This is a genomic window from Hyphomicrobium sp. 1Nfss2.1, from assembly GCF_965243865.1.
Lineage (GTDB): Bacteria > Pseudomonadota > Alphaproteobacteria > Rhizobiales > Hyphomicrobiaceae > Hyphomicrobium_A.
Window position 1 is genome coordinate 747330 of the sequence record NZ_OZ251603.1, and the last position, 12720, is coordinate 760049.

Sequence of the window (12720 nt, forward strand, 5' to 3'; positions counted from 1 at the left end):
AGCTCATTGAACGATGCCGTGCGTTGCGCACGCCATGTCGGGAGCGAATTTGCGCGTGCCCCCCTTCTCTTGCAGAGGGTAGAATCGCGTGCGCCGCCCATCGGGCCTGACCAGGACGACTGCTGAAGCAGGCGCTGCTCGCATCGCCATCTATGGCTGGCTGCTCGCCCTACCCCTCGCGGCCGCGTCGATGCCGGCTGTCGCACAGACGGTTCCGCCCGCCGCCCCGTGCAACCAGATCAGCGGCATTTCCGGCGCGATCGTCACCTGCACCGGCAATATTTCCTCGGGCGTCGAACTATCGAACGGCAGCGGGCCTTTCGAAGTATTGAACATCAACAATCTGACGAGCGCCATCGTGCCGGCAGCCGGCGTCACCGGTGTGCTCTTCACCAGCAACGGCCCCGTGTCCGTGAATATCGACACCCCGTTTGCAATCTACGCCACCGACGCCAATGGCATTTTCGCCGCGAGCACCGCCGGTGCTGTAACCATCGGCTCAACGATCGACATCACCACCAGCGGCAGCGGCGCCATCGGCATCCAGGGCAGTGCGCAAGCTGCACTCCTGACGATCATGTCGTCGGGGGATATCACGACGTCAGGCAACAACGCCTTCGGTATTGCCGCGGGAACGATCCTCGGAGACGCGACGATCATCTCCACCGGAAACATTTCGACGTCGGGGACCTTTTCGGCCGGCATCAACGTCGGCACCATTGGCGCATCAGGCACCACACAGGGCGCGATCACCATCTTCTCGTCGGGCAGTATCGCAACCACCGGCACCAGCGCAATCGGCATCAACGCGGCGAGCGTGGAGGGGTCGATCGCCATCACATCACTGGGCGACATCACTGTATCCGGAGAAGGCAGCGTCGGTATCAACGCGCAGACCAACGGCGACGTTCAGATTATATCGATAGGTGACATCTCGACCGCCGGCGAACGTGCTGTTGCCATATTTGCTGAGACGTCGGGATCAGCCATTGTCGCGAACTACGGAAGCATCAGCACGTCCGCCGACAACGCTGTCGGCATCGATGTCGATGCCCAAGGTGGAGCCGTCGTGCGCTCGACCGGCAACATCACAACCCGAGGCGACCACGCCGCTGGTATCAACGTGACGGCAGACGGCGACGCCGGCGTCGTCTCCACCGGCAACATCACAACCACTGGAACGGCGTCCGACGGCATTTCGGTCACCAGCGACACCGGCACCGCCCTTGTGATGTCGTCCGGAAATATCTCGGCTACGGGAACAGGTTCCGCCGGCATCTACGTTGCCGGTTACACCTCGGCTCTCGTAATGAACTACGGCACCGTCGTTGGCGGAGCATGCTGCGCCGGCATCATGATGGATTCCGCCAACTACAACATGCTGCTCAACCACGGGACCATTACGGCAGGCCTCTCTGACTTTGCCATCGACCTCATGGCACCCACGAACTCCGTCGACAACTTCGGCACGATCACCGGCGATATCCGGCTTTTCGACGGCTTCGATCCCACTGGTTCCTTCAACAACCACGCCAGCGGCGTCGTCAACTCCGGTGGGAGCATCACCGCTGCATTCTTCACCAACGATGGCACGCTTGCACCCGGCGGCAGCGGGCCGATCCAGGATACGCTGATCGGCGACCCGGCATCGTCGGTCAGCACCCAGTTCATTCAAGGCTCGACGGGCGTTCTCGCCATCGATGTCGACGGAGCGCACGCGACATCCGATCGGATAGGCGTCGTCGGCGCGGCTGAACTCGCCGGCACTGTCGATGTCACAGTCACAAGCTTGCCAGCCACCGCCGCGCAGAGCTTTCTCATCGTGGCCACCAACGACGGCGTCACCAACAATGGTCTTTCTGTAACGGCGAGCCCCGTGCTGCACGCCACGCTGTCGTACCCCAACCCCAATGACGTCGTCCTTGGCATCGCCGTCGACTTCGTCACGGGGCCTCTCAACGGCAATCAGCGTGCGATCGCGCGAGCCCTAGACCGCATTTTCGGTGCAGGCGGTGGCGGGGTGACGCCCGTCCTGCTCGGACTGCTCAACGTCGACGGCATCGAGGACTACCGCAACGCGCTCGACCAGCTCTCGCCGCAGGTCTATTCCGACGCCCAGATCGCCGCCCTCTACTCCAACCTCGCGTTCACCAGTAGTCTGATGAGCTGCAAGGTGAACGGCACTGACGCGGCCTCGATCATCCGCGAAGGACAGTGCCTATGGGCCGGTGCCAGCGCGCGTTTCCTCGACGCGGGGACGACGTCTCAACAGATCGGATTCAGCGAAACCGCCGGCCTGTTTACGGCAGGTGCGCAAGTCGCCCTCGACGATGTGTGGCGGCTCGGAATGGCGGCTGGCTACCAGTCCAGCAACATCACCACTCCTACCGGGGCCAGCAGCGATGGCGCCTTGGGTCAGGCAGGCGTCGCGCTCAAGTACAATAGCGGTCCACTGTTGCTTGCCGGCGCGATCACCGGAGGCGCAGGTCAATACGATACGCAACGCGTCATGGCATTCGGCGGGTTCAGCGGCACGACGGAGAGCACTCAGGACTTGAGCCTCCTTTCCGGCACGCTACGGGCCGCCTACGTGTTTGGTGATCCGAGCCTCTACGTTAAGCCTAGCCTCGACTTAAGCCTCACCTATCTCTCACTCGGAGATTTCGCCGAACACGGTACGACGGGCTCGGAAATGACCATCAGCGGGAACGATCAGACGATCTTCCAACTTGCACCAACGGTCGAGGCCGGCACGCAGTTTTGGCTGGGAAATGGAACGCTGGTGCGGCCGCTCGTTCGCGGCGGTGCCGTCTGGTATGCCAACCCGGACATGACCCTCACTGCGTCCTTTGCCGACGCACCAGTGCTCTCTGACGGCTCGAGCGTTGGAGGCTTTTCGATCCTCACAAAGATGGACGAAGTGATGGGCGTCGTCGGAGCCGGCGTCGATGTCATCAGTGGCACCGACGCCGTGCTCAGATTTTCCTACGACGCCCAACTCGGCTCGACGACCGAAATCCATACCGTCGGTCTGAAGGGCAGCGCCAAGTTCTAAAGCGGCGAACGACGCGTGGGAGTAAACGAGAGCACCAGCCGCGCCGGGATATTCGCGTCGCGGTGACGCCCGCCGTTCTTGGCCGCATACCAGGCAGCAAGCAGGCCAATCAGCAGCGCGGTCACCGTCACGAGGGCGACAAGAACCGCCGCCTCTCGCGTCGTCTCGATGGCTTCCATGCCATCCGTAAACGCTTGGTCGACCCTGCGCTCAGCCTCTGCCTGCGTCAGCCCGGTGCGCGCCGACACGATCTCCGCCAGAGTGCGCTTCTGCGCAGCCGAAAGCTTGCCCTCGCCTGCGGCCGCCACCAAAGTCCGCGCCACCATCGCCCGCGCATCGGCATCGAGCACACTCGCGCGCACCCCTGCCTCGGCCGCAGCGGCAGGCGGCGTCCCCGGCGCCTCGGTGTTGGGAAGAGCCGGCGTGGCCGCGCCGAACATGGTGTCGATCACCGGCGCAATCGCCACGCTCTCATTGCTCATAGCGCCGCTGGCAACTGACGTACCGGTGCGCACCGCCCCGCCGGTGGCCATGGCTGCCAGCATGGCCGCGATGAAAATGCCCAGTGCCCACACCAGCAACCCGTGCATCCCATCGCGGAACTGCACTTCCTCGCTCGACGCATCTGCCCAGGCGTGCCGCATTCGGCCCGCGATGTAGCCGCCTACGAGAAACGACAAGATCGGCACCGCAATGGACCAGAAAACTGCAATCGTCGCCGCCGTCTTGGGGTACGACTCCGCGCCATACGGCGAAACGAGCGACAACCCAACCGCCGCTCCCGCCGTCAACAATACGAACGAAATTGCGCTTGCTGCGAGCCCGCCGGCGAAGACTGCGCTCCACTCGACATAGCTTCCACCGGCGCGTGCCGGCGTCGTGACAACATCAGCCATTGTTGGAACTCCCGCTTTTGCTTAGCGCACGCCAACAAGGCCGAGCAAAAACATCACGACGACGACGAGGCCGATTAGATAAATGATCTCGTGCATGGTTCTGGTTCACTCACTGCCTTTTGAAACTGTGCAGTGATGGAACGCGCCGATCGCCGCAGGGTTCCTGATAAATGATCCGCAAACAGAGCGTTGCGAGCGGCGCCGTTAACTGACGGAGCCTACCGGCAGAGCCCGAGCCAGCCGGGGAACCTCGCTTCGCCGCACCGCAACAACCCGCGCTACCGACAGACCCAGTGGATACCAACACGTCTTTCCCCACCTGACCGCTTGACGCCAGCCGCGTCCATGCCATCGTCGGGATATGCTGACGCTGCTCCTCCTGCGGCATGCAAAGTCCAACTGGGACAACCCAGCGCTGGCCGACTACGACCGCCCGCTTGCCAAGCGTGGTCGGAAGGCGGCTCCACGCATGGGCGCCGAGATTGCCGCTCTCGGCCTGCGTCCCGACATCATCCTCTGTTCATCGGCGGCCCGCACCCGCGAGACGCTCTCGCTGGTGCTGCCGGAGCTTGGCTCCCCACCGCCGGAGACCATTTACGATGACGCGATCTATATGGGGGCACCCTCGGATATGTTGAGCTCCCTGCGCGGCCTCGGCCCGCGAGACCCGGCACCGCAAACAGCTATGATCGTCGGCCACAATCCGGGCATGGAGGAGCTGGCAGAGATCCTCGTGGGCGGCGGCGATGAGCGATCCCTCGAGCTGATGGACGAGAAGTTCCCAACCTGCGCACTGGCCGTTTTCACCTTCGACGCGAAGGGCTGGGCCGACATTGCGCCCGGGACCGGCGCCCTCACCCGTTTCCTCACCCCAGCGCAGCTCACTTGACGCTGCCGCGCAGCCTCCCTACACCCTGAGATCATGCTGATCCTGATCGATAACTACGACAGCTTCACCTACAATCTCGTCCACTTCCTGGGCGAGCTCGGCGCCCCGTGCGAGGTCATCCGCAACGACAAGGCGACCGCCGAGGAGGTGTTGAAGATGAAGCCGAAGGCGATCGTGTTGTCGCCCGGCCCGTGCACGCCGAACGAAGCGGGCATCTGCCTCGATCTCATCGCCAAGGCTGGCGGCAAGGTTCCCCTGCTTGGTGTCTGCCTCGGCCATCAGGCGATCGGTCAGGTCTACGGCGGCAAAGTCATCCGTGCGCCCGAACCCCTGCACGGCAAGCTGTCGTCCATCCGTCATGCCGACAAAGGCGTCTTCAAGGGCCTGCCCGAGAAGTTCGATGTGACGCGCTATCACTCGCTCATCGTCGAGCGCGCAAGCCTCCCCGACGACCTGGAGGTCACGGCCGAAACCTCCGATGGCCTGATCATGGGCTTGCAGCACAAGACGCACCCTGTGCATGGCGTGCAGTTCCATCCCGAGAGCATCGCCTCGCAGCAGGGTCACGCTCTGCTCGCCAACTTCCTGCAGCTCGCAGGGATGAACCCGAATCGCCGCAACGCGCCAGCCGCCCGTGACGCCGCCTAAAGACGCCCAAAGGACATCATGCCCGCCACCGAGCTGAAGCTCCTCATGCAAAAGGTGGCGACCGGCGCCAGCCTCACCGAGGACGAGACCCGCGACGCCTTCGAGACCATGATGTCGGGCGTCGCCACTCCAGTGCAGATGGCGGCTTTCCTCATGGCGCTGCGCGTGCGCGGCGAGACGATCCCGGAGATCACCGGCGCAACGCGCCTGATGCGCGAGCGCATGCTGCCCGTCGAAGCTCCGCCGAACGCCGTCGACATCGTCGGCACCGGCGGCGACGGCCACAACACATTCAACGTCTCCACCGCCGCCGCTCTCGTGGCCGCCGGCGCTGGCGTCCCCGTCGCCAAGCACGGCAACCGCTCGGTGTCGTCTCTCTCGGGTGCCTCCGACGTTCTGACCGCCCTCGGCGTCAAGATCGACGTCCCGCCGATGGTCATCTCGCGCTCCATCGCCGAAGCCGGCGTCGGATTCATGTGGGCGCCGATGCATCACTCAGCGATGAAGCACTGGGCGCCCGCGCGCGCCGAGCTGGGCATCCGCACCATCTTCAACCTGCTGGGCCCGCTCGCCAATCCGGCCGGTGTGACGCGCCAGGTCGTCGGTGTCTTCAACGCTGCCTGGACCGAGCCCATCGCCGAAGCCTTGAAGAATCTCGGCTCCGTGCATGCCTGGGTCGTACATGGCTCTGATGGCCTCGACGAGATCACCACAACCGGCCCGACGCGCGTCACCGAGCTGAAGGACGGCACCATCCGCACCTTCGAGGTACGCCCCTCCGACGCCGGCCTGCCTCCCGCGACCCTGGAAGACCTCAAAGGCGGCGATTCCACCGTAAATGCCGCCGCCATCCGCCAGCTTCTCACCGGCGAGGAAAGCCCGTTCCGCGATATCGTGCTGCTGAACGCCGGCGCCGCCCTCATCGTCGGTGGCAAGGCTAAGGACCTGCGCGAAGGCGCCGAGCGCGCGGCCCGTGCGATCGACGATGGTTCCGCCGCTCGCGCCCTCGACAAGCTGGTCGCCGTCACCAACGAAGCGCTCTGATCGCACTTGGCCGGTGAAAAACCGGCATCAGGCGCCCAATAGTCCTGCAAATATTCCGTGGGCGACAAATTTCGCCATCTTTTGGCCAGAGGCTTCCCCGGCATTTTCGGACCTGCAGGTAGAGCCGGGGGCCCCATTGTTTCCTGCACGCCATTTGATCGCTGCCAAGTCCAACCTGCTGCCTGTCTTGGGCGCTGTGCTGTCGCTGGCCATCTCACCCATGGCGGCTCACGCCCAAGCCCCAGCCAGCGGCTGCGAAGCCGCCAGCGGCGTCACCATGCTGGCCGCACCGCTGAGCCCGTCCAAGGGCTCCCCCCTGCGCGTCATCGTCTCTTCCGAGCAGCCCATCGAGGGCACGCTCCAGCTCATCGCACCAGATGGCAAAGTTGCAGCAGCGACCATGGAGCGCCTCGGCGGACCACCCTACTCCTGGTACGCCGAGGTGCCCTCCCCCGCTGTCGGTAAATGGCAGGCGAAGCTGACCCGCGCCGCATCGCCCGACTGCGCCGCCTTCGCCAAGCCCATCGACGTGCGCCGCAGCCCGCAGGGCGCGCCGCGCGCGACCGCTGGCAGCGTCTGGCCCATCCGCGACACCTGGAACCGCGACACCGAAAACCTCTACTCGGCCTGGATCGAAAAGCTGTTCGACGCACCGCAGGATCAATCACTGTCCTGGAAAGCCCTGCACGACGTGCTGCGCGACAAGCAGCGCAACGTGCTGTTCAACTATCTCGGTCTCGGCGAAGACCAGAAGGGCCTCGTCATCCGGCCCGACTGCGCCGACCTTCCATATTTCCTGCGCGCCTACTTCGCCTTCAAGATGGGACTGCCGTTCGGTTACGCGAAGTGCAATCGCGGTGGCGGCGGACAGGCGCCACGCTGCCCGCAGTGGTGGAACGTCCAGAAGGAAGAACCCCCGCCGCAACCCCCGCCGCAGAAAGTGGCATCCGGCGGCGGCCTGTTCGGCATCTTCGAGCCACCGCCCTCACAGCAGCCCGCGCTCAAGATCCCGCAGCGCCCGCCCGGCCTCGTGCCTGGCTTCGGCTTTTACGTTCGCACCACGCTCGCCAACGGCGTGCACTCCGGCTCCGGCCGCACCGCCAACGACGACGACAACACCGACTATTACCCTGTCGCTCTGAAGCAGGAGACGCTGCGCCCCGGCACCATCTTCGCCGACCCCTACGGGCACATCCTGGTGCTGGTGAAGCGCATTTCCCAATCCTCCAGCGGCGCCGGCGTCTTCCTCGCTGTCGACGGCCAGCCCGACGGCACCGTCGCGCGCAAGCGGTTCTGGCGTGGCAATTTCCTTTTCGCGCAGGATCCCGCCCTCGGCGGTCCCGGCTTCAAGCGCTTCCGGCCAATCGTTGCAACGCGCGGCGGGCTGCGCCGTCTTTCCAACGAGGAAATCGCCAAAAACCCCGATTACGCTGATTTCTCGCTCGAGCAGTCCAAACTCTCCGTCGAGGACTTCTACGATCGCATGGACGACGTGATGTCGCCCGCGCCGCTCGACCCGATGCAGGCCATGAAGGAAGCCATCACATCGCTCGAGGAGCAGGTCGTCACGCGTGTCACCTCGGTCGAGAACGGCCGCAAGTACCAGACCGGCGGCGGTAAGGAAGTATCGATGCCGGACGGACCATCGATCTTCGAGACCACCGGCGCCTGGGAGGATTTCGCAACGCCATCGCGCGACTTGCGTCTGCTGATTGCCATCGACGTCGTCCGCGGATTCCCCGAACGCGTGGCACGCCGCCCCGATCGCTACGCGATGCCCGCCGGCAAGTCGCCAGCGGACGTGAAGGTGGAACTCGACAGTGTGCTCGCCACCGAAATGGCCAACCGCAAGTTCGCTTACACGCGCACCGACGGCTCACAGTGGAACCTCGCCCTGAAGGATGTCGTAGAGCGCGCCGAGAATCTCGAGATGGCCTACAACATCAACGATTGCGTCGAGCTCCGGTGGGGAGCACCCGACAGCAGCGAGGAAGCGGCGACTTGCAAGCGTCGCGCTCCCGGCGCGCAAAAGTCGAAGATGACAGAGTATCGCGAGTGGTTCCGTGAGCGCCGCCGCCCGCCCCGTGCCTGAGCTGGCAGATATCCGGCAAGCGCACAAATAAAGTGCGCGCCCCGGCCTCGGGACGCGCACTCCAATACTCGCCCTTGATGCTTAGCGAACCGGATTCGACGTCGTTGGCTTCGTCATAGCCGACGAGCTGGGATTGCTCGACGGCGCCGAAGCATTGTTGTCGTAGAGATCCTCCTGCTTCTGCGGCGCCGTTGGGATCTGCGCCGCCGAGCCAGGATTGCCCGCAGCCGGGTCGGCAGGATTGTTCACGCTCGGCGCCGGAACCTGGTTCTTCGAGGCATTCGGGTCGTTGCCGAACCCAGCTTCCTGCGCCATCGCGACAGAAGCGGTAAGGCCGAAGCAGGCAGCGGCGGTAATGGCTAGGATCGAGGATTTCATTGCTATTTGCTCCATTGATCATCTCCATCCCCTGCCCCGACAACGCGCAGTCATCCGCACCGTTCCGGCATCGATGCATTACTGCACCGCGTTAATCCGTTTGCGGAACTAGTCGTCCGCGAACATCCCTAAACGCGCGATATCACCTCCCGTGAGCATTCCGCATGGTGTATAGATCGAACGCACCATGCGCCGCTTCGCGGAGGGATTAAGATGCACCGCACCCTGTTTGCCATCACATCTGCCATCGCCCTGACCTTCGCCTATGCGATGCCCGCCGAGGCATGCATTTCGTGCTCCTATACCCCCGAGGTGCTGAACAGCGGCGCGAGTGGCGGCGCGTCAGCGCGTCCCTCGAAGCGCGCACGCGCATACACCGAGAGCCGCGAACGCCGCTCATCGAAGAAGCACGTCGCGCGCGAGCACACGCCGCGGAAAAATAACAACGAGAAGGCGGCATCCGCCACGAGCGAAGCAGCGAAGACGGCGGCCGCCGAGACTGAGCACTCAACCATCACCACCACCGGCAGCGCCATCTCCAATCAGGTGAAGGCCGCGATACGCCTTGCCCCCACGGGCCCGCAGAACGAGAATTCCACTATCTCCACCGCATCGACGCCATCGGTGAAACCGGCAGATGCCAAGCACGTCGAGCAGGTGACGGCCGATCAGAACGTCGGCTGCAAGAAATACTTCCCCAGCACCGGGCTCACGCTGTCGGTTCCCTGCGAGTAACCAAGAGCCATTAAGAGGCGGCAGCAAGGGAACAACTGGCGGCGCGGACCGTTGGCCCCTTATGACCCGCACGCTCCATAAATGTGCTGCTCCGAGTTCTGGGCCTGCTCCCGAACCGCCGAAGCCCCGCAAGCCGATCACGATCGCGCCTCGACCGGGCCCCCGACCCGACCCGACGCAGCCGCCCAGGCCGCCCGATCCGCTGCCGCCAACCGAACCTCGCCCGACCCAGACACCAATCCGCTAGGCACGTCGAACGGCTTTCAGCAGCCGCGCACGCAGCGCGGCTCAATGCTGGCTTTCTTGTTTTCCCCGGACGCCTTCGCCTCGTCGAACGCCGCCGCGAGATCCTTTGCGCCAGCAAGTTGCGATTCACGCACCATCTTCGCATCCGTCGCCGCGATCAGCTTCGCGACGGTATTGTTGCGCCCCGCCACCGGATTGCGCTCATAGCCGCCGCGCTGGAAGAAGTTCGACGTCGGCACCTTCGCCCGCAGCGCCGCCGGCATCGTCACCATGTCGAAGCCATTGCCGTCGCCGGTAAGGTTCATCATCTCGAGTTCCGCTGCGGTCAGCGGCACATCGTAGCCCTTGCGCTTGGCGAAGTTCACCGAGGTCGTCAGCTTACGCGTCTGCAACAGCGGCCCGATGTCGACGTCGAGGTTGAGCGCATGAATGCCGATACCCTTCGGCGTGCCCGCGAGACGCCCATGCGCGTTCCAGTCGTTGGGAACCGTATGCGCGTAGTCGATCATCTTCTTCAGCTTCGCCAGCTTCTCTTCGAGGCTCGCTTTACGCGGCCCCTCGGCATCTTTGATCTTGTCGGACAGCATCGCGATGAACTCATCGCCATACTCCGCCAGCAGGCTGATCGTGTTGGTGGCGAGAAGCTGATTGTAGCCCAGCGCTGTCGAGATCACGCGCGCCTTCGGGTCGTACTCGCGCCCTGCCTGGATGTCGTATTTGCCATTACCGCCGGCCTCGAAGCCGTAGATCTTGACCGCAGCCTCTTTGGCGAGCCCGTTGGTCAGCGCAACCTTCGCATAGGCCCGTTTGAATGCGGCCTCGCTGATGGCAGCCTCAGGCACGAAATCGAATTCCGCCTTCGCATTCGCGAGAAAATCGCTCACGTCGGGAATTTCTCCGCGCGACTTCGCCATCAGCGGATTATCCGGCTTCGGCGGTCCCGTGTAGACAGGCGGCTGGCTCATCACGTAGTCGCTCGCCGTGAGCGGAATGTTGTTGGCGAACTTGGTGCGCCGCCGCGAGCGCTTCTCCGTCACCTCGCGCCAATAGGGCGCCGCGACCTTCTCGAACTTTTCCCAGGCGGCGTTGTGGACGGCGAGCTTCTTGCGATACTCAGTCATGGCGGCCTTCATCGCCGTCTCGCCGTTGCCGCTCTCAGCGAGGCCGGCAGCCGGCATCAGCGCAAGACCGAGACTTCCGATAGTGGCGGCAAGCATTGCACGCCCACCTGGCAAAGCCGGTCTACGCATTCTCGAGCCTCCCATGTTTCTTGCGGCCTCCAGAATTGATGGCGCACCGCCACAACAGCGCCGCAGCGCGCCACCTATATCCGATTTCTTTTAGGCGAGCGCGGGGTGCTATACGCACTCCGTACGAATTGTTGCCTCACTCTTTTTAAACCATGCCTGCGAGGCGTTGCCGTGCCCGGATCAATTGAGCTGACCGATATTGTCCTGCGCCTCTTGGGCGCCTTCTATGCTTTTGCTGGCTTTGTCGCCACGCGCGCTGCATTGATGTCCCTCTTCCTCGATCGGGCAATCGCCGCCATCGGCGCCCAGAAACCCAGCCGCATCGAAGTCAACCAGTCTGCTTGGCTGATTTCATCCGCTGCGCTCGTGCTGGTCGGTGGCGTACTCTTGCTTGCCGGACTGCAACTTGCGGTGATCGCATTTGTTGCATCGGCGATCGGGCAAGCTGCCTACATCTTCCTTCTGGCCCCCCGCTACTTCGATCGCGAGGACCCTCCCGATCCGAGCGGACGGCGCCAGACGACCAACGCCTTCGTCCTCTATTTGGCCGCGACGGCATTCATCCTCTGGGCCGCCTGGCGCGAACGCTTGACGCCGATCGAACATGCCACCGCCGTCGAGATCGCAGCCGTCTCGACGGCCCTGCTGGCTTACGCCGTCTATGTCGCCCGCAGCCTGTGGTGGTCGCCGCGCCAGGCGTCGACTGGCACTTGGGGAGGCGATGACAGTGTCTATGACGAAAGCGACGCCAACGCGCGCCCGCTCCACACATCGAGCAGCATCAAGCTCATGGCCGAAGTCGGCTGCTATCCGCTTTGGGCGCTGGACGACGACCTCGATGGCTGTTTCGCACCCGAAGAGCTTCCGCTCTCGCAAGAGCTGATCAGTGACATCGACGCCTGGGCAGAGGCGAACGAAGCGTCATACGATCCTGAAAATCCGGCCGAGAGCCCGTGGACCCTGGAACAGTTCGACGCCCACGAGGCGGAAGGCAGAAAACTTGCCGTGCGGCTCAAGCGCGAGCTGCCTGACCGCACGGTCTTTATACACACCAGAGCGGTCGGCGTGGTCGAGGTCCAGGCCGACGATCCGCTCTAAGTCATTGGACGCTCGTGCGTGCGCTGCCAGCGCGAGCGCAACATCGGAGCAATCTGCCAGGCGATCAGCGGAGAGATGATCAGGCCGGCGGCGATTACCACTGGCAACCAGAACGTAGCGTTGTTGTTGAGCTGGGGAATGCTGAGCACCGCGATAATTCCGGTGCCGGTGAGAACCGCGGCGGTCATCATCCAGACGATGACGGCGATGCTGAGACGTGTCGTCATTGGCTCCTCCTCGACAGACTACGGTCCCCCGTCAGCGCATCCTAGGCGGGCAACCTTTACGCTCCACTCCTGACATGGCTCAGCCGTGCCCGGCGCGCTTGCTTAAGGGAACGCTGTCCGGCTCACTAAAGTTCGATGCCTTGACCCCGGCCCAGCCGGAAG

At 63.9% G+C, this 12720-nt stretch carries 11 protein-coding genes; 7 read left to right on the forward strand and 4 right to left on the reverse strand.

Annotated features, from left to right (window positions below; all coding sequences use genetic code 11):
• Nucleotides 1-88 precede the first annotated feature (88 nt).
• Nucleotides 89-3055 carry an autotransporter outer membrane beta-barrel domain-containing protein gene (locus ACP15D_RS03655; RefSeq protein ID WP_424956209.1) on the forward strand — a complete coding sequence of 989 codons (2967 nt, stop codon included), beginning with the start codon at nt 89-91 and terminating at the stop codon, nt 3053-3055.
• On the opposite strand, the gene ACP15D_RS03660 is transcribed toward ACP15D_RS03655, so the two are convergent.
• On the reverse strand, nt 3052-3951 hold the full coding sequence (locus ACP15D_RS03660) for a hypothetical protein (protein WP_424956210.1): 900 nt from the start codon (nt 3949-3951) through the stop codon (nt 3052-3054). The genes ACP15D_RS03655 and ACP15D_RS03660 overlap by 4 nt on opposite strands.
• 361 nt (nt 3952-4312) lie before the next feature.
• Between ACP15D_RS03660 and ACP15D_RS03665 the strand changes: the two genes are divergently transcribed.
• The 4 genes from ACP15D_RS03665 (at nt 4313) to ACP15D_RS03680 (ending at nt 8624) form a co-directional block, all read left to right on the forward strand.
• Complete coding sequence (locus ACP15D_RS03665) at nt 4313-4840, forward strand: SixA phosphatase family protein (protein WP_424956211.1); 528 nt, start codon at nt 4313-4315, stop codon at nt 4838-4840.
• A 33-nt stretch (nt 4841-4873) separates the two neighbouring features.
• Nucleotides 4874-5488: an anthranilate synthase component II gene (locus ACP15D_RS03670; RefSeq protein ID WP_424956212.1), complete on the forward strand. Its 615-nt coding sequence runs from the start codon at nt 4874-4876 to the stop codon at nt 5486-5488.
• Between the two features lie 18 nt (nt 5489-5506).
• On the forward strand, nt 5507-6532 hold the full coding sequence (gene trpD / locus ACP15D_RS03675) for an anthranilate phosphoribosyltransferase (RefSeq protein ID WP_424956213.1): 1026 nt from the start codon (nt 5507-5509) through the stop codon (nt 6530-6532).
• 136 nt (nt 6533-6668) lie between these two features.
• Complete coding sequence (locus ACP15D_RS03680) at nt 6669-8624, forward strand: hypothetical protein (RefSeq protein WP_424956214.1); 1956 nt, start codon at nt 6669-6671, stop codon at nt 8622-8624.
• Nucleotides 8625-8705: 81 nt separating this feature from the next.
• On the opposite strand, the gene ACP15D_RS03685 is transcribed toward ACP15D_RS03680, so the two are convergent.
• Nucleotides 8706-9002 (reverse strand): hypothetical protein, encoded by a 297-nt coding sequence (locus ACP15D_RS03685; RefSeq protein WP_424956215.1) that lies wholly within the window; start codon nt 9000-9002, stop codon nt 8706-8708.
• A 213-nt stretch (nt 9003-9215) separates the two neighbouring features.
• Between ACP15D_RS03685 and ACP15D_RS03690 the strand changes: the two genes are divergently transcribed.
• Nucleotides 9216-9737 (forward strand): hypothetical protein, encoded by a 522-nt coding sequence (locus tag ACP15D_RS03690; RefSeq protein WP_424956216.1) that lies wholly within the window; start codon nt 9216-9218, stop codon nt 9735-9737.
• A 263-nt stretch (nt 9738-10000) separates the two neighbouring features.
• On the opposite strand, the gene ACP15D_RS03695 is transcribed toward ACP15D_RS03690, so the two are convergent.
• Nucleotides 10001-11200 carry a hypothetical protein gene (locus ACP15D_RS03695; RefSeq protein WP_424956217.1) on the reverse strand — a complete coding sequence of 400 codons (1200 nt, stop codon included), beginning with the start codon at nt 11198-11200 and terminating at the stop codon, nt 10001-10003.
• Between the two features lie 204 nt (nt 11201-11404).
• Here ACP15D_RS03695 and ACP15D_RS03700 point away from each other — a divergent pair, with 204 nt between their 5' ends.
• Nucleotides 11405-12331, forward strand: coding sequence for a hypothetical protein (locus tag ACP15D_RS03700; RefSeq protein ID WP_424956218.1), 927 nt, complete (start codon nt 11405-11407; stop codon nt 12329-12331).
• On the opposite strand, the gene ACP15D_RS03705 is transcribed toward ACP15D_RS03700, so the two are convergent.
• Nucleotides 12328-12558 (reverse strand): hypothetical protein, encoded by a 231-nt coding sequence (locus ACP15D_RS03705; RefSeq protein WP_072373801.1) that lies wholly within the window; start codon nt 12556-12558, stop codon nt 12328-12330. The two genes, ACP15D_RS03700 and ACP15D_RS03705, sit on opposite strands and share 4 nt — an antisense overlap.
• Between the last annotated feature and the right edge of the window lie 162 nt (nt 12559-12720).

Coding starts and splice junctions, on each gene's coding strand:
- ACP15D_RS03685 (WP_424956215.1), bottom strand. CDS start 9,002: ATGAAATCCTCGATCCTAGCCATTACCGCCGCTGCCTGCTTCGGCCTT.
- ACP15D_RS03660 (WP_424956210.1), bottom strand. CDS start 3,951: ATGGCTGATGTTGTCACGACGCCGGCACGCGCCGGTGGAAGCTATGTC.
- ACP15D_RS03705 (WP_072373801.1), bottom strand. CDS start 12,558: ATGACGACACGTCTCAGCATCGCCGTCATCGTCTGGATGATGACCGCC.
- trpD (WP_424956213.1), top strand. CDS start 5,507: ATGCCCGCCACCGAGCTGAAGCTCCTCATGCAAAAGGTGGCGACCGGC.
- ACP15D_RS03670 (WP_424956212.1), top strand. CDS start 4,874: ATGCTGATCCTGATCGATAACTACGACAGCTTCACCTACAATCTCGTC.
- ACP15D_RS03665 (WP_424956211.1), top strand. CDS start 4,313: ATGCTGACGCTGCTCCTCCTGCGGCATGCAAAGTCCAACTGGGACAAC.
- ACP15D_RS03690 (WP_424956216.1), top strand. CDS start 9,216: ATGCACCGCACCCTGTTTGCCATCACATCTGCCATCGCCCTGACCTTC.
- ACP15D_RS03695 (WP_424956217.1), bottom strand. CDS start 11,200: ATGCTTGCCGCCACTATCGGAAGTCTCGGTCTTGCGCTGATGCCGGCT.